The organism is Sutcliffiella horikoshii, from assembly GCF_020524325.1.
In the GTDB taxonomy this organism is placed as follows: domain Bacteria; phylum Bacillota; class Bacilli; order Bacillales; family Bacillaceae_I; genus Sutcliffiella_A; species Sutcliffiella_A horikoshii_D.
The window spans coordinates 181,496-197,902 of the sequence record NZ_JAIVKY010000009.1; the positions used below are offsets into that span (position 1 = coordinate 181,496).

General features: G+C 39.5%; 20 protein-coding genes and 1 pseudogene. 9 read left to right on the forward strand and 12 right to left on the reverse strand.

Going from position 1 to position 16,407, the window contains the following annotated elements:
- Positions 1 to 10: 10 nt before the first annotated feature.
- Complete coding sequence (locus tag LC091_RS15415) at positions 11 to 448, reverse strand: YybH family protein (protein WP_226682919.1); 438 nt, start codon at positions 446 to 448, stop codon at positions 11 to 13.
- 103 nt (positions 449 to 551) lie between these two features.
- Here LC091_RS15415 and LC091_RS15420 point away from each other — a divergent pair, with 103 nt between their 5' ends.
- The gene (locus LC091_RS15420; protein WP_226682920.1) at positions 552 to 1,478 is read left to right on the forward strand and encodes an RNA polymerase sigma factor; all 927 of its coding nucleotides are present in this window, start codon (positions 552 to 554) and stop codon (positions 1,476 to 1,478) included.
- Positions 1,479 to 1,554: 76 nt separating this feature from the next.
- Here LC091_RS15420 and LC091_RS15425 read toward each other — a convergent pair.
- The 5 genes and pseudogenes from LC091_RS15425 to LC091_RS15445 all read right to left on the reverse strand — a co-directional run bounded on the left by LC091_RS15425 (position 1,555) and on the right by LC091_RS15445 (position 4,410).
- Positions 1,555 to 2,115, reverse strand: a pseudogene (locus LC091_RS15425) (histidine phosphatase family protein).
- 16 nt (positions 2,116 to 2,131) lie between these two features.
- A complete protein-coding gene (locus tag LC091_RS15430) occupies positions 2,132 to 2,920 on the reverse strand; it encodes a class I SAM-dependent methyltransferase (RefSeq protein WP_226682921.1) in 789 nt (262 codons plus the stop codon).
- Positions 2,921 to 2,933: 13 nt separating this feature from the next.
- Complete coding sequence (locus tag LC091_RS15435) at positions 2,934 to 3,404, reverse strand: class I SAM-dependent methyltransferase (RefSeq protein ID WP_226683091.1); 471 nt, start codon at positions 3,402 to 3,404, stop codon at positions 2,934 to 2,936.
- A 155-nt stretch (positions 3,405 to 3,559) separates the two neighbouring features.
- Positions 3,560 to 3,997, reverse strand: coding sequence for a hypothetical protein (locus LC091_RS15440; RefSeq protein ID WP_226682922.1), 438 nt, complete (start codon positions 3,995 to 3,997; stop codon positions 3,560 to 3,562).
- A gap of 53 nt (positions 3,998 to 4,050) precedes the next feature.
- Entirely contained in the window at positions 4,051 to 4,410 is a 360-nt protein-coding gene (locus LC091_RS15445) for a DUF3221 domain-containing protein (RefSeq protein WP_226682923.1), read from the reverse strand.
- A 434-nt stretch (positions 4,411 to 4,844) separates the two neighbouring features.
- Between LC091_RS15445 and LC091_RS15450 the strand changes: the two genes are divergently transcribed.
- Complete coding sequence (locus tag LC091_RS15450) at positions 4,845 to 5,405, forward strand: AAA family ATPase (RefSeq protein ID WP_226682924.1); 561 nt, start codon at positions 4,845 to 4,847, stop codon at positions 5,403 to 5,405.
- An 88-nt stretch (positions 5,406 to 5,493) separates the two neighbouring features.
- On the opposite strand, the gene LC091_RS15455 is transcribed toward LC091_RS15450, so the two are convergent.
- The 5 genes from LC091_RS15455 to LC091_RS15475 form a co-directional block, all read right to left on the reverse strand.
- Positions 5,494 to 5,952, reverse strand: a complete 459-nt coding sequence (locus LC091_RS15455; RefSeq protein ID WP_226682925.1) for a hypothetical protein — start codon at positions 5,950 to 5,952, stop codon at positions 5,494 to 5,496.
- A 3-nt stretch (positions 5,953 to 5,955) separates the two neighbouring features.
- Complete coding sequence (locus tag LC091_RS15460; RefSeq protein WP_226682926.1) at positions 5,956 to 6,744, reverse strand: hypothetical protein; 789 nt, start codon at positions 6,742 to 6,744, stop codon at positions 5,956 to 5,958.
- A gap of 179 nt (positions 6,745 to 6,923) precedes the next feature.
- On the reverse strand, positions 6,924 to 7,631 hold the full coding sequence (locus tag LC091_RS15465; protein ID WP_226682927.1) for a class I SAM-dependent methyltransferase: 708 nt from the start codon (positions 7,629 to 7,631) through the stop codon (positions 6,924 to 6,926).
- A gap of 20 nt (positions 7,632 to 7,651) precedes the next feature.
- Positions 7,652 to 8,077 (reverse strand): hypothetical protein, encoded by a 426-nt coding sequence (locus LC091_RS15470; protein WP_226682928.1) that lies wholly within the window; start codon positions 8,075 to 8,077, stop codon positions 7,652 to 7,654.
- Positions 8,070 to 8,615 carry a phosphatase gene (locus tag LC091_RS15475; protein ID WP_226682929.1) on the reverse strand — a complete coding sequence of 182 codons (546 nt, stop codon included), beginning with the start codon at positions 8,613 to 8,615 and terminating at the stop codon, positions 8,070 to 8,072. The genes LC091_RS15470 and LC091_RS15475 overlap by 8 nt, the downstream gene beginning before the upstream one ends.
- Before the next feature lie 134 nt (positions 8,616 to 8,749).
- Between LC091_RS15475 and LC091_RS15480 the strand changes: the two genes are divergently transcribed.
- The 5 genes from LC091_RS15480 to LC091_RS15500 all read left to right on the forward strand — a co-directional run bounded on the left by LC091_RS15480 (position 8,750) and on the right by LC091_RS15500 (position 11,263).
- Positions 8,750 to 8,929 carry a hypothetical protein gene (locus LC091_RS15480; protein WP_226682930.1) on the forward strand — a complete coding sequence of 60 codons (180 nt, stop codon included), beginning with the start codon at positions 8,750 to 8,752 and terminating at the stop codon, positions 8,927 to 8,929.
- A gap of 72 nt (positions 8,930 to 9,001) precedes the next feature.
- The gene (locus LC091_RS15485) at positions 9,002 to 9,472 is read left to right on the forward strand and encodes a DUF7878 domain-containing protein (RefSeq protein ID WP_226682931.1); all 471 of its coding nucleotides are present in this window, start codon (positions 9,002 to 9,004) and stop codon (positions 9,470 to 9,472) included.
- A gap of 10 nt (positions 9,473 to 9,482) precedes the next feature.
- Positions 9,483 to 9,905 (forward strand): FosM family fosfomycin resistance protein, encoded by a 423-nt coding sequence (fosM, locus tag LC091_RS15490; protein WP_226682932.1) that lies wholly within the window; start codon positions 9,483 to 9,485, stop codon positions 9,903 to 9,905.
- Between the two features lie 18 nt (positions 9,906 to 9,923).
- Positions 9,924 to 10,448: a GNAT family N-acetyltransferase gene (locus LC091_RS15495; protein WP_226682933.1), complete on the forward strand. Its 525-nt coding sequence runs from the start codon at positions 9,924 to 9,926 to the stop codon at positions 10,446 to 10,448.
- A 569-nt stretch (positions 10,449 to 11,017) separates the two neighbouring features.
- Positions 11,018 to 11,263 (forward strand): hypothetical protein, encoded by a 246-nt coding sequence (locus LC091_RS15500; RefSeq protein WP_226682934.1) that lies wholly within the window; start codon positions 11,018 to 11,020, stop codon positions 11,261 to 11,263.
- Positions 11,264 to 11,437: 174 nt separating this feature from the next.
- Here LC091_RS15500 and helD read toward each other — a convergent pair whose 3' ends face one another.
- On the reverse strand, positions 11,438 to 13,768 hold the full coding sequence (gene helD / locus LC091_RS15505) for an RNA polymerase recycling motor HelD (protein WP_226682935.1): 2,331 nt from the start codon (positions 13,766 to 13,768) through the stop codon (positions 11,438 to 11,440).
- Positions 13,769 to 14,187: 419 nt separating this feature from the next.
- Here helD and LC091_RS15510 point away from each other — a divergent pair, with 419 nt between their 5' ends.
- Complete coding sequence (locus LC091_RS15510; protein ID WP_226682936.1) at positions 14,188 to 14,952, forward strand: SDR family NAD(P)-dependent oxidoreductase; 765 nt, start codon at positions 14,188 to 14,190, stop codon at positions 14,950 to 14,952.
- A gap of 181 nt (positions 14,953 to 15,133) precedes the next feature.
- Complete coding sequence (locus LC091_RS15515; protein WP_264179345.1) at positions 15,134 to 16,333, forward strand: MFS transporter; 1,200 nt, start codon at positions 15,134 to 15,136, stop codon at positions 16,331 to 16,333.
- Positions 16,334 to 16,407 lie beyond the last annotated feature (74 nt).

The window sequence follows — 16,407 nt, forward strand, 5'->3', positions numbered from 1 at the left end:
CTTTTCCCTGTTACCGACTATCAAACATCCCTTTCCCCGTCTCCATATTTATTGGCAAGGAGGAATGTTCATGGGTTATCACCCAAGATTCACTTATTTTCTTCAAGCCAAATGTAAACCGATTTGTGATTTGACGAAGCTTCTCTTCCGATCTTCCACTATACGCAGCGAAAGTAACCGCACAATGAACAAATGCAAGATTCATATCTTCCTCAATCGTTACATCATTAATATCCACTCTCAGTATTTCACCTTCCTTCCTCATACTCTCAAACCAATTCACTACATTTTCTCTCCATAAAGAAATACCCTTACTCTCCCATTTACCCCAGCAATCATAAATATGTACATTCTCATCATAGATAGCTAGGAATTTCTCTACATCTTTTTCATAAATGGCCTGTTTATAGATTTCCAGAACGCCATCCACATTACTAGCACCCAACATAGCGTCAGCTCCTTATAAATTTTATGAAAAATTTAAAATTATCCGTATAATTATTATATCTTGTAACGTCTTTATACTGTAAGCACTTTAGGAGGGAACGAATATGGAACAGGCAAGTACCATTAGCAAAGGTTTTGTAGAAAACGCGCGGAAATTAAGAAATGAGTTTGAAGAAATAGTTTCTGTTTATTCAACGGATTTGTGGAATTACTGTAAATATGTCACCGGTTCTCCCTGGGATGGAGAAGATCTTTTTCAAGAGACGATGATCAAGGCTTTCGGGTTACTTCCACAGCGTTGGAGTGATATTACAGACAAGAAATACTATCTTTTTAGAGTGGCGACGAATACGTGGCTTGATCAGTGCAGAAGGCAAAAACGTGAAATAGGAACGTTAGATGAAACACCAGAAGCTAATCTTGATTTCTCTGACGCTCTAAGACTAGAAGAAATCTTGACATCGTTGAATTCGAATTTGACCCCAAAACAAACAGCTGCGTTTCTCCTTTTGGACATTTTTCAATTTAATGCAGAAGAAATAGCCGGAATTGTCCATAGCACGCCCGGTGGGGTCTATTCAGCTGTACAACGTGCGAGAAGGAAAATAGCCTCTTTGGACTTTTCTAAATTCAAGATGGAATGGGATTCATCAGAACAAAATCCAACCATTCAGGCATACTTACAAGCCTTTAATAATGGAGATTTAGATAGTATGCTGAGACTGTTTAGTGATCAAGCACAAAACGAAGCGTTCTTCGGGTTCCAAGAGTTTTCTAAATCCGAAATGCTAAAAGGCTCGCTAAAATTTGGGTTACCCGGCCATACCGCTCAAGAATTCATTCTTTGGGATAAACCTGTCATCATCGTGCTAGCCAATGGAGAAATTCACGACATACAAATACAAGAGATTGAAAATGGAAAAATAGTAAGCCACCAAAGTTACTTTTTCAGAAAAGAGTTTATCTTAGCAGCTGCAGAAGAGCTTGGAATGAAGGCGCAATTGGATAAGCCACCTGTAAATTGGGAGTGAGTTTTGAGAGGGGAGAGTCGAGGGGACAGGACGCCGCCCCATTTTCCCCTCTCCCTCTCCAGCTTTAATTCCCACTCTATAATCTTAGAACACTCACTAACTTCTTTTCGGCAAAATCCATCTTATAGATATCCGGTTTCGAGGTGCTATGCAAAAATTCCAAGTCATACCTGCTATCAAAATAGCTCATCATCAAGGTCATCACCACACCGTGAGTACCTATCACCACTTTTCTACCCCTATAAGTATCTAGTATCTCTTCTAGTACTCGGCCGGCTCTTCTTTGGCATTCCGCATTTGATTCCGCTCCCTCTAAAGAGAAATCCGGATCCGAGAACGACTTCTCTAACAGTGGCAGCAATTCTGCATCAGGCACCCGACCTTCTCCAGAAGAGAAAACTCTCTCTTTTAAATCCTCGAATACCCTTACTTCTTGTCCTCGTTGTTCAGCTAGCTGTTGGACCGTTAACACCGAACGTAAATAAGGGCTTGAAACAACTACATCAATTTTTTCTTCTATTTACAAGCCTGTTATTCGTTCTGCGTCCAAATATCCTCTTTCCGTTAATCCTCTGCTTCTTTCGTTTCCATCCTTTGGCGAGTCACCATGCCTGACCATATAAACGACTGTACTCATGTGATAAGTCCTTCTCTTACCTGGATACAAATAATCCGGTTGCCTTTGTAATTCTAATCCCTTCATCATTTTCTTCTTTTACAGAAGATAAATAGTGAAGAAATTCCGCTAATTTTTCATCTACTATAATGCCAGAAAGGTCTGGATTCGTTGAAATCAGATAATCTACTATCGCATTTATATCTGTAATAATTAGGTTCCCTGGAAAATCATGATAAGTTGTCGTGTTAAAATGAGTGGCTAGTTGCGCTTCTCCATTTTCTATCCCGAAAGCATCAGCAAGGTTGTTAGCTGAAGCATACTGTATATCCGAATCAAAAGCCTCCACGAGCTCTCCAAACTCCCTCATGTGATTCTTTCCTATCGTTGAACAATAAAATACGCCCCTTGGCTTCAACACACGACGAACTTCGCTTATGGCACGCTCTCTATCTGGAACGTGGTACAACATATGGTTCGCAATAATCACATCAAAACTATTATCTTCATATAGTATTTCTTCAATATTTAAAGGACGAAACATTATATTAGGAATGCCTTCTAATCTATTTTTTGCCGCCTCCATCATCCCCAACGATAAATCAGACAAAGTTATGTCCCAATTAGCAGGAATCCTGTCTTTATTTTTATACCAAAAAGTCCCGTCCCCACAACCAACCTCTAATATCCTACTATTTGGAGGAATATCATACTGTTCAAAAAGCCAGAGATGCCAATCCTCCTTATTTGTACTATACAACTCATGAATATTAATTCGAGTATGTAAATTAGATGAATTCTTGTATTGCACTTTCAAATTTTCCATTTTACATTTCTCCTTAACGCTTTATCGCATCCACTATTAGTGAAGGAAACGCGAGTTTATCCCCTTGATTCCTAGGATCGAATTTCTTAGAACGAAAAATAACTCCATTCTTGCCGTCCCAATCATGAGCATGAAAGTTACCATCCTCATCGCAATATTCTATTAAGTTGACTTCAAATCCCGCAGTCTCAAACATTGACGTCAGGGTTCTATAATTGTGCACTATTCTATGACTTGCAGCAGGATGATCAAATGATCCAGGTCCCCCTACTTTCACAATGTTTTGGTATTCTTCATCTGGAAAGAACCCATCTGGAACAGCGCAACGGATATACCCCGAAGGTTTAAGATACTGATAACAAAGCTTTGCAGCCTTTACGCCTTCTTCATAGGTTAAATGCTCCCATACATGTTCTGCTAAAATAGCTCTAAGAGAACCTTTATCGAACTTGTCACTCCAAGTGCTCCCATCTATTAAATTCAGTTCGTCTTCTTATGTATGAATCCAGCCAGGATTATTGTTATATTCCCCTGCTCCGATTACCACTTTTAATTCTTTATATGTTGTTTTCAATGAATTCACCTCTCGATAGTCGTAGGGTAGGAGCAGTGATCTATCTTACAATCCCCCCTGCCCCATTAAGCTCGACTTTCTATACTTCTATATTTTATAAACCACTCAATAATCAAAAATATCAAAAGCAAAATAATGATCCCAACCAAATTAACTAAAGGTAACACTAAATTCATAAAAGAGATGGATGTAACTTGATTAAATATAAAACTGAAAACCACTATTCCTACCACTAAAACAACATTCACTAATAGAAACTTCTTAAATATGTTGCGCTCTGTTTTCCTCTTAAAAAAACAGTAAATCATCATTCCCACAAACAGAAGAACGAACATTACTTCAAGACTTTCCGACCATCTACCTAATTGTCCAATCATTGCACTATCATCTGCAGTTAGGATACTCTTTGACAGCCAAACCTCCGACAAACTCATTCTGTAAATAGTTAACCAAACATACCCTCCGTAAGTTAAGCCCATTAGAGCAAGATAGACATAGACCATGATTCACACTCCTTCTTTGAGTAGAGGGGACAGGAACGCTTACCCACTTTCAATCAATCTTCTTTCACTTCTACCTTTTTCGCATGACCTTGGGCGGGATAGGAGTGATCCAATCCTCCGTCAATCCAAATTCTCACTTCATCTCCGGCTTTTACATCAGCTAACTTCTCATAGTTCAAATAAATTAGTGAAATTCCTTCCTCATCTAGTTCTTGTATGGTTTTGGTACTAATCTCAGCATACTCGCTACTAGTTACATCTTCTGCAACTAACATCCTTCCGTCTTTAATCTCCAGTATTACAGCATCGATGAGCAAGCTGGATTCTAAAGCTTTTTCTTCTATATTTGCACAACCTACCATGAGTATAAAAAATAAAGTTGCACTAAACTTGAACCATTTTAAATTGTCCATTTAACTTCCCTCACAAAAGGTTTTAGTTTAGCTATTGAAATAAGTAATACCTTGAAAAACAGCAAACAAAATCACACTTTGAATAAATGTTATGAAAATATCTTTTTTCCAAGTATTATTTTGGGGATATCTGCTCGGAAACCGACTAAAAGCAAGCAATATGGCCCACCAAATAAAAAATCCCAATATTAAAGCACCAACGTTTTCATACAACAAACTGACTCCCCCTCTTCCCTGTCCTTTACTTATAATTTAACATAAACTACCAAAATATAGAGATGTTTTCAGAAACAAATTATTTTTCCGACTACTCGTTACATGTTTATGTTAAAATTACCCTAATTATTTTATAGGGGTGAGGGGACAGGCATCGCGACCCATCTAAATGGTGGGTCACGGTTCCTGTCCCTTTAGATCAAAAGGAGTGAATTCACATGAAATTTGTACACATATTCGGCCCCCAAGCAGTTGGGAAAATGACGGTTGGCCAGGAGTTAGCGAAAATAACAGATTTGAAGCTTTTCCACAATCACATGACGATTGATTTGGTTGGGAATTTTTTTGATTACAGCACAAAGGAAGCCAAGCGGTTAGTAAATTTGTTTCGCCAGGAGATATTTGAAGAGGTTTCTAAAAGCGACCTGTATGGGATGATGTTTACGTATGTGTGGATGTTTGATATGGAGTCGGATTGGGAGTATGTGAGAAATCTCACCAACCTGTTTGAATCCAGAGGTGCGACTGTTTATTACGTAGAATTAGAAGCAGATCTAGAAGAACGACTGGAGCGAAACAAAACGCCAAACCGGCTGGAGCACAAGCCGAAAAAGCGAGACTTGGAGTGGTCTGAAAAGGATTTAATGCAAACATTGGAGAAACATCGATTGAATTCAATGGATGGAGAGATTACTTTCCCTAACTATATCAAGATTAATAATACTGACATGAGTGCAAAGGAAGTGGCCCAGGTCATCAAGGATCAGTTTGGTTTTTGAGGAGAAGGGCGTGCGCCACTTTCCATCATTGGTACAAGGGGGGGAATTTCAAGAACACTTTCCCCACCTCTTTTCTCACCAATCACATTCACTTTATTTTTGCCACACCGAATGCAAAATGGTCAAACAAAATGTTTTCTACAAGTTCTCCCTGCTCGTCTTTACAATCAACAATCATAATCAATTCCGAGTGTACGCCTTTTAACAACCGTTGTTTCTTTTTTAAGACCTTTTCCGTAAAGAGACGTATGGCAAAACCTAAAACAAACCCGGCAGATGCACCTATTAAACCCCAATAGATTGGCCCCCATGCTAATTTAAAACCTATACTGGCACCAATTACTGCAAAAGCGGTCCCTAGTGCTGCTCCAATATCAATAAGAGATGTCCCATCTGAATGATGAAGGGTATCAAATAGTTTATGTTCCTCTTTTCTGTTATCGAGAGGGACGACAAATATATTTTCTCTTTCTATTCCTTTCTTCTCAAGAGTGGAAATTGCCAATTCAATATGGATGGAATGTTTGAATGTAGAATATAATTGCATGGTCTAGTCCACCTTTTGCCCTTTTATTACCCGAAAGGATGAAGATTGGTACTTTTTCATAAAAAATCCACGTTGTTCTTTATCGTATAATTTATTATTTTCAACCGTGTTAATATATGAATCAAAAATCGCAAACCCATAAAGTGATGGGAAGAAGAGGAGCCACTCTGGATCAATAACCGACGTAGCCTTTTCAATTTCCCCTAAAAACAATAGAGATATAGCTTCCAGGCCGTGAGAGTAATAAAAAAAGACGATCACCCAAACGATAACGAAAAATGCTGTTACTATTCTATGTAAGTAAAGTTGCCCTAATCCTGGTATAAAAAGAGACCAAAGGACTGCCATAACAGGGTTTCTTTTATCTAAATAATTTATTTCAAGGGCCCCTATACTAAAAGAATTGAACTTATGCTCTTCCCGCTCTGCCAACACAAAGACCCTATTCATATCAACCGTTGTACGATAGCTATCCCAGATTGCAAATATATAGACTGGAATATAAATTAATAACCATTGGGTATCTAGAATATCTTTCGCTTTATCGATGTCTCCTTGAAAAGAATAGATCATGGCTAAATTAACATGTGATTTAATATTAATTAAAACTTCCCAGATAAACAGAACAAATCCCCGAAGATATTTGGACAAAAGCAGATGACCAAAACCAGGAAAAGCAGCACTCCACCAAGCCATGATATATGGGTTTCTAAGATGAAGTTGAGTCGTACCCAATATACTGACATGCGCTCTATACCTTCTTGCTGTGTTGTCATTACTATAATTCTCCAAGATGTTCTCCTTTAAGAAAAGCCTATTATCCGTATGTTTCCTCAATCTTCTTCTTTTATGTAGCACGGATAAAGAACCGGGTTAAGTGCGGGTTAAGGAGACAGGCACGCCAAACAAGTAACAGCAAAACAAAGGATTTTTCATAAAAAATACCCAAAGACCATAATCTTTGGGTATTTTTATTTAGATATAGCTTTCACCATAAGAAAATGTGGATTCGTCATGAGATAGTTGTAAGCTTCCTCTTTTACTTCTCGCATCTTCTCGTGCGGTTTAGGTTCGATAAGTTTATCAAGCATAAAAATTTGAACAGTTTCATTTACGATATCCTCCATCGGTCTCCTGTAAAAACTGACTTCAATGGTGATGGTCGGCTTTTGCCACGTTTCTGTTAGTAGTTGCGTTTTAAAGTAATCTTCACAATGGAACCTTGTATAGTCCATGAATGGATGATGAACCGAAAACAAAAATGTTCCCCCTGGTTTTAACACCCGATTGAATTCTTGGAACGTTGGTGACCAATCCTTTAGATAGTGAAGTGTAAGAGAGCTAATAATTACATCAAAGGAATTGTCCTGAAATGGCAGAGGCTCTTGAAGATCGTGACAAAGGAACGTGGCCTCGTCCCCCACTCTCTCTTTTGCTGCTTTGATCATTTCGGGACTAAGGTCTATACCCGTAACCTCGGCACCACGTTGCAACAATTGAGCACTGTACCAACCAGCGGAGCAACCGGCGTCCAGCACTTTTTCACCTTTTAAGTTAGACGGCAAAGCAGCCATCATAGCCGGTCGTTCGTAGTAAGCGTTATAAGGACTTCCTGCATCTGTATCCTTTTGATAGGTTTGAGCCAGTTTGTTGTAGGTTTCTTTTGTGGGGTTGGTCATGTTTATCGTCTCCTAAATCTTTATTTTGGAGCCTCCAATAAAATTAATGCTTCATACAAATCTTTTTGCAGTTTTTCATTTTCACTCACATAAAATACCAAAAAGTTATTTATTCCATAAGATTGGTGTTCTATCAATTCCATTGTGGCAGTTTTTTCATCAAAGTCCACAATCCCATTTGCTCTTTCGGTTGATGAGGGGAAAATATAAATGGACAACATGTTCTGTTCTAGACTATACACTTCAGGTGTTACACCGTTTAATTCTAGTGTAAAGACACTCTCTGTTGATGAGTTTTCATTTTCTTCTAAAGTAAACCCTTGCTCAGTTAATACCTCAAACACTTCATCTAGGCTAATTGGATCTTTGATTGGATCTTGCTCTTGCTTTGTGCAACCTCCTAAGATAGCTAGGAGACCTGCGAAAATTAATAGTTTCTTAAACAACTTTACTCTCCCCTCCTTCTCCCTCTTCATGATATTTATCATAATGCTCCCTGAAAACATCTTTAAGAATGCTAATATTGGACTCACTAGAGACAATATCAAGTACATCCGAACTTGTGTATAAAAGATACGTTTCATTGTAAAAGCATATATGCAGTTGTCTCTCATGACCTTTCATTAGCCCAATCATGTATCGATATAACCTTTCCGCGTTTAAGTTCGTGATTGTCGTATACACACAGGTGCATTCTAAGTCGTCACTCCAAATTTTGGTTTCTTTCCAGTTGGTGATAACGAACTTTCTACCTAAATGGAGCTTTTCTTTTTGCTTAAACCCCTCAGACTCATAGGCTGAAAGAAAAGTACAATCTACTTTTGATTGTTTTTCAAGCTTCAAGCTTTTAAAAATCTCCTTAAGCAACCCTGGGTTCTCTTCTAACACCGTCCATCCAAACCTTATTCTTTGACGATCCCCCACTTGAAAATATGGGGCCAATGGATTGGTTATATTTATATCATTAAACGTTTTTAGTTTCATACTTTTCACCGATCTCTATGTTTTAGTAGTATTTTACCAATATTTGATACCTTTTGTGAAACTAATTCATCTAGAAAACGTAGACGGTAGTAGAACAATTTTTGAAATGACGAAAGGGGTTAAGTTAAGGAGAGATGGAAAACCAAACATGTAAAAAATGCGGAGGCAAGGAATTTGCAGAAGGAACAGACTATATGCCTATTAAAACCAGTAAAATGGCGCTAACCGGTGCTAATAAAATTTTCACATTCTGTTTAGATTGCGGAGAAGTAGATTCTATAAGGATTGAAAATACAGAGATTTTCAGAAAGTGATCGTCTCGGCAGGCACGCGGCACCTAAAACACTGTGGAAGAATGGCTACACAACTAGTATTAAGGAGAAAAAATGAACAACTTACAGTTTACTTATCAATTTTCAAATGAACCCCATGCAATTTCAAATAAACACTCTAGAGATGTGCCTACCATCCTCTCCATTGATGCTATTTTCATTGTGAAAATTAAGGGTGAAGTTTATTTAGAGGCGGAAATCGCTATTCTAGAATTCTATAAGGCACTCTTAAAATGGAAACAAGAATTTACCTGTTCCCACATTCCCGCGTTCCATTACTATACAATTGAGTATGACGATTACGAGGACGGAGCAATTCTTCCCATGCTACCTTTTGCAGACAAGGCAAGGATTACAACCATTTGGGCAGAAGTTGATATTTATAATGTCTTTGATCAGTCTTATGCCGTTTCAAAGCTTGTGGAGCTAGAGGCTAAACTTAAAAGGGATATCGAGAACTATTTCCTAATAGATTGGGAGAAGTTCGTGCGACACATTCCTTATGTAAGCGATAATATATTTTAGAGGTGACACCATGCCAATAAAAGGACTCAACCATTTTTTATTTTCTGTTTCAGATTTAGAAGTTTCTATTAAATTTTATAAAGATGTATTTGGTGCTAAATTGATGGTAAAAGGCAGAAACACTGCATACTTTGATTTAAATGGAATGTGGCTAGCTCTCAATGTAGAGGAAGATATACCTCGTAATGAGATACACCAATCCTATACACACATTGCTTTTTCCATTGAAGAAGAAGAGTTTGATGAAATCTACGAGAAACTAAGGAAATTGAACGTGAACATTTTATCAGGTCGCCCTAGAGATGAACGAGATAAGAAATCCATTTATTTTACGGACCCAGATGGTCATAAATTTGAGTTTCATACAGGTACACTGCAAGATAGATTGGAGTACTACGCAAAAGCGAAAACACACATGGATTTTTTTAACTAAAATGACGGAGGAAAGCAAATGGGTCAGAATGCTATAAAAATCAGAAAAGCAAATCTATCAGATACAAAAGGGATAGCTAAAGTACACGTTGAAAGTTGGAAAACTACATACGCCAATATTGTTCCAGACGAATACTTGAACAAGTTAACTTATGAAAGTCGGGAACAAATATGGATAAACAGCATTCCAAATGGCGGTGTATATGTAGCAGAAAATAATGAAGGCGAAATCGTTGGTTTTTCTTCTGGCGGGAAAGAACGAAGTGGTGATTATGATGGCTTTGACGGGGAGTTATATGCGATCTATATTTTAAAAGAGTATCAGGGACAAGGGATTGGAAGAGCACTTGTTCAACCAATAATGGAAGAACTTATAGGAATGGGATTAAACTCCATGCTTGTTCTTGTTTTAAGAGACAATGCTTCGTGTTTGTTTTATGAAGCGCTGGGTGGCAAAAAAATAGATGAAATTGAAGTGCAGATTGCTGGGAAGAAGCTTACGGAAGTTGTTTATGGTTGGGAGAATGTTAAAGGGGTATTTTGAGCCGGGGGACAGGCACCGCTGCCCTTTCTTTATTAAGTATAGGTCACGGCGCCTTCTAATCTACCTTAGGTCTCCATTAAGATAGTTATAGTTACCAATCACTTCAAAAGCCTTTTCTTCCGGGTTAAATTCAAGTAAAAAATGGGGCTTTCAAATGGTAAAGGAAAATGACGGAAGTTGGGCTGTGGCGTTTGTACCACTTCAGTAGCTAGGTGAGCCGTGGGGACAGACACGCCAACCCATAAATTAAATGAAGACAATCTCAAACAGATTTTGAAAACGAAATTGTCTTCATTACGTGGATGAAGACAATTATGTGGAGTTTACAGAGTTGAAATTGTCTTCATAACACCCATGAAGACAATCATGTCCTTTTTTCTACGTTGAGATTGTCTTCATGGGTGAGATCCCCCTTGCAACTAAAACTCTAAACTAAAATTTCGAAGTTTCAAAACGGGGTGCTGAAGTAGGAAGAGAAAAAGAGATAAAAATGTTAGTATAAAAATAAAGAGGAAAATTACCATTATTTTTACAAATATTTTAGTGATTAAAAAAGTGAGGTGAACCTAGTGGATATATTACTCTGGATAACAATCGCTTTCATAGTAATCGGCTTTGTTGTTCTCGCTTCTTTGAAAAAAGGGATGGAAAGTAAGCTCGCTTTTATTAAAGCAAATGAGGAAAGCGAGGAAAGTTCAATAAAAGCTAAATCTATAATTTGGTGGATATATAGCGCCACAGCTTGGGGAATAGTTAGTATGGGTCTTATAGTTTGGAGTTTTCATAGTTATTTTTGGGTAACTGGTGCTGGATGAAGACCTCTCTCTTCTTGTTTCTATGTAACTGACGTCTTCATTAGGGCGATGAGGACCCCTCTCTCCTTGTTTCTATGTAACTAAGGTCCTCATTAGGGCGATGAAGACCATTACTCTCCCATTCTTAACCAATTGAGGTCTTCATACTTGAAGACCTCAAAACACTTTCTCACATTACCGCAAACCCGGGTCTAGGAACCTGTCCCCACAACCCTTCCCTACACTACATACCTCCAAATAATGCATTGCTCTAGTACACGCAGTATAGAAAACCCTTCTCAAGCTCTCATCACCATACACTTTATCGGATGCATTATAAATAATGACAGCATCAAACTCGATACCCTTGGACAAGTAGGACGGCACAACAACCACGCCTTGTTCGTACTCCATGGAGTTCATTTTCAGCAGCTTCAAATCATTAATCCTAGGTGAAAGTGATTCAAACGCACGACCACTCTCTTCACTTGACTTGCAGATAATCGCAATACTGTGATAACCGTGGCCTCTTAGCTCCTTAACCCGAGCAGTAATCCCAGCATGCAAACTATCAAAATCAGCAACTTCCGTCATCACAGGTTCCTCTCCGTCCCGATCAAACGGAATGATCTGATCCCCGTTTGGAACAAGCCTTCTTGTAAACTCAATGATCGGACGTGTAGACCGATAACTCCGCGTAATATTAATGATTTCCGTCTTTTCCTCTCCATAAAGACCCTTCAAAACATCAAAGTTGACCGCTTCACTCGCATGCGCGAAGATCGCCTGGTTAAAATCCCCCAGGACAGTCATTCTAGCAGCAGGGAAAAGGCGCTTCATGAACTCAAATTGAAACGGCGAGTAATCCTGCGCCTCGTCCACGACAAAATGCTTGATGGAGCTGTTAATCTGAAAGCCAAGAATCAATTCTTTTAAAAGTAAAAATGGCGTCGCGTCCTCATACATCAGTTTATCTTCCGCAAGTGCCTTCACTGGTCCCTGGCAAATCGCCGGCCAATCTTCAGGCGACGTTCCTTCCAGCCACTTGCCAACACGCTCCGGCTCTGCAAAAATCTGCTCATACAACGTTTTAAAGTTGATAAATTGATAAGCACATACCCGCTGACGCAATGGCTTCATCTTTTTATGCACCAGCAACCTCCCAAGCGACCTCGGATCCACCTCATAATCCGCGACCTCTTCCCTTTCCAAGCCTTTCTTTTTCGCCAAAAAGGCACGGGCTTCATTGTATTCCTCATTACTGAGAAGTTCCATCTCCTCCTGCACCCAAGGCTTATCGCTTTCGGTTTTCTGGATTGATTTTACCTCTTTAATCAGCCAATCCTTCAACTTTTCCAAACGGTTGGACAGACGAAGCCCCGTTTCATACTGATAAAAACGGTCTGCAATTTGCTGTGCCGAAACAATTGTTTCCCCTCTAAAGGTGATGTCTTTAAACGTCATTCCTTCCAACGCTAACGACTCTATATAAGATTGAATGGCATCATAAAAGCGAAGCGAAGCCTTAAATTTAATGCCCGCAAGTCTAGCTTTATACCCAGGCGTTCCACTCTCCGTCAACACATACTCCAACTGCTCATAAGGATTTTCCACTTGAAACGATTTGGAGAGACGGTGATCAAGATACTCCTGAAAGGTAACCTGCTGCATGCTCTCTTCGCCAAGCTCCGGCAGAACATTGGATACATAGCTTTTAAACATCGAGTTCGGTGAGAACAAAAGGATCTGGTCTGCGTCCAGGTTGTCTTTATATTTGTATAGTAAATACGCAATCCGTTGCAGCGCAGCTGAAGTCTTGCCACTACCAGCCGCACCATGAACAATCAGAAGCCTCCCGCTATCATGCCTTATAATTCGGTTCTGTTCTTGCTGGATCGTAGCAACGATATTATGCATGTAGTTGTCTGCAGTCGCCTTGCCAAGCACCTTTTGTAAAATTTCATCCCCAATGGTGAGACTTGTGTCAAACATGGATTCGAGCTCACCATCTCGGATTAGGTACTGCCACTTCTTTTCCAAGGTGCCCACGATTTCGCCCCCAGGAGTCGTGTACCTGGCACGGCCCGGTTGGTAATCATAGTAGACGCTTGAGATAGGAGCCCGCCAATCATATATAAGGAAGTCCTCCCCACTTTGATCCATAAGGGCGGAGATTCCAATATAAATTTGCTCCTCCTCTGAAGTTCCATCTTCTTTAAAATCGATGCGGCCGAAATAAGGAATCTCCTCCATTTTACGTAAGGTGATCAAACGCTTGGCAGCATGCCTGTGGGAGCTCTGACTCACTGACAACGCTTGCGCCTCCTGCCTCAAGCCAATGATTGTTTCGAGATAATCATCAAAAGAATCCGTACTAACCTTAACCTCATCCCAAAAGTGTTTGCGAATCGTAATGACTTCATCCTTACGCTTGGAAGTCTCGTTTTCCAACTTCCCGATCTCCTCTGTAATGGTCTCCATCACATTGTCCACACGTTTTTGCTCCAACTGAAATTCCGTACTCATGCAAACACTCCTTTTTTTCGAAAATGGATAATTAGGGGGTTGACTCCGGGGTGGATTGTATTGTATGATTATAATAGGGATAATTATACAATAAAACTATACGTTACAATACAGTCCATTTGAATTTACCATGTATTTGGTGAGTATTCAAGTGTTTTTTTGTGTCGAGGGGACAGATACCTCGACATTTTTTTGTTTAAAACCAGGAATAAGCGATATTCTTGGCTTTTTATTTTCTAAGCTTCTTTCCCCACCTCGATAAGATCAGCTCCATCTACATGAAAACAACTCTCTTAAGTAATACAATCCTGTTTGGAGGAAAAACTATATAAAATAATTGACAGAAGTAAGTGTTACTTTGTATTATATGTTTAAACACTTAAACATATAAAATATTAACAAAAAGGAAGGTAATATATATGACGAAAACAGCTGTTATCACAGGAGCGTCTAGCGGACTTGGCTTAGAATTTGTTAAATTATTTGCGAATGATGGCTATAATTTAGTAGTAATAGCACGCAATGAAGAAAAACTTCTAGAAATAAAAAGAGACTTTCCTGATATTAACGTTACAGTAATTGCTAAGGACTTGAGCATGCCCAATGCAAGTAAAGAGATTTTGGACGAAATTCAAACAAAGAAAATCTCCGTGGATGTATTAGTAAACAATGCCGGCTTTGGATTATTAGGATCCTTTGAAAGCCTCAATATTGAGCAGCAATTAAATATGATTCACCTCAATGTTTCATCTTTAACCGAACTAACCTATCATTTGCTTCCGGACCTGAAGAAAAGTAAGTCCGGAAAAATATTAAACGTGGCAAGTACAGCAGCATTCCAACCAGGACCAAATATGGCTGTCTACTATGCCACAAAAGCATATGTTCTATCCTTCTCAGAAGCTTTGGCTGAGGAGTTGAAAGAAGATAATATTACAGTGACCACTCTATGTCCTGGTGCAACCAAAACAAACTTTAGTTCTGTCGCAAAAGTGGAGAATACGAAAATGTTCAGCAATGCCATGTCTTCTGATGTTGTAGCACAACAAGGGTATCATGCTTTAATGCAAGGAAAAGGTGTGGTGATAACCGGCGGATTTAACAAAGTTGGTGCATTGGCCGCTAAATTTTTACCAAGACGAACGGCAGCTAAGGTTGCAAAGCTTGTCATGAAAGAAAACTAAAGGGAACAGGCACACCGACCCATTTTCCATAACACATACACATGAAAGCCGAGAATCGCATGGATTCTCGGCTCTTTTTCATGCTAGAAAATTTCTTAAAAGTTCATTCAATATGTTATGATATTTAGGTTATTTATCTACCATACTACACATGCCCATTCAGCTTAGAAAAGAGGTATTTATGCAATCTGAGAAATTAACGAGGCAACATTGGTTGCTCATTTTAACCCTTTCTTTATTAACATTTGTCCTTGGAACAAGTGAGTTTGTTATAGTAGGAATTTTGACAGAGATTTCTTCAAGCCTTGATATGTCTAACGCGAAGGCTGGCACACTTGTTTCTGCGTTTGCCATTACGTTTGCCATTGCCACACCAATCGTGATGTCCGCAACAAGTCATTTTCCTAAGCGAAAATGGATGTTGGTGTTGATTGGAGCGTTCATTATTTTTAATGCTTTATGCGCCGTTTCTACATCTTACACGATGCTGCTTTCTTTTCGAATTCTAACGGCTATTGTTACAGGTGTCCTGATCTCCCTAGCCATGATTGTGGCGAGTGAAACGATGCCTGCAGCCAAGCGTGGCCTTGCCATATCCTTCGTGTTCGGTGGTTTTACCCTTGCGAACGTTATTGGAGTGCCTATTGGGACGCTTGTGGCATCCTGGTTCGGGTGGAATTCCACGTTCATGCTGACTACCATACTGGGAGTATTGGCGTTTTTGGCTTCCTATTTTGTGCTGCCGAGCAAGCTCAGTCAGGTTCGTAGCTCCATTCGTGATCAGTTCTCGTTGCTGACCAACCCAAGAATCTTAATTGCTTTTTTCATTCCCGCTCTTGGATTTGGGGCAACCTACGTCGTCTTTACGTACCTTGTTCCGATCTTGAAGGGAATGGGCGCACCAAGCTATTCCATCAGTTTGATTCTTTTCGCGTACGGATTCATCTCAATTTTTAGTAACATTCTAGCAGGGAAAATAGCCAGTCATAACGCAATCGGTCGTCTTCGATTTGTGTTTCTCATTCAGGCAGCTGTATTGATCAGCTTATTTTGGACCATCAACCATTTCGGGTTGGGACTTATAAACATTGGATTGATGTCGTTGATGGCCATTCTTTTAACTACATCCACCCAGCTTTACCTCATAGACCTAGCCAAGATCTATCAGCCAAGTGCAACAGGGCTCGCTGCTTCCCTCATGCCAGTGGCAAGTAACGTCGGCATCGCACTCGGGTCAGCCTTGGGTGGAGTCGTATACCATCAAGTAGGCCTCATCCATGTTACATGGGTTGGGGGAATTGTTGCAGTTTGTGCGAGTCTTCTTACGTTTTTGAGTTATTATTTGGATCAAAAAGAGGCGTCGAGGGGATTTGCACGCTGACCCATTTTGTTATTGACACACATAGAGCCGAGAATAGTTAATATTCTCAGCTCTTTTTTGTAGGAAATAGCGGG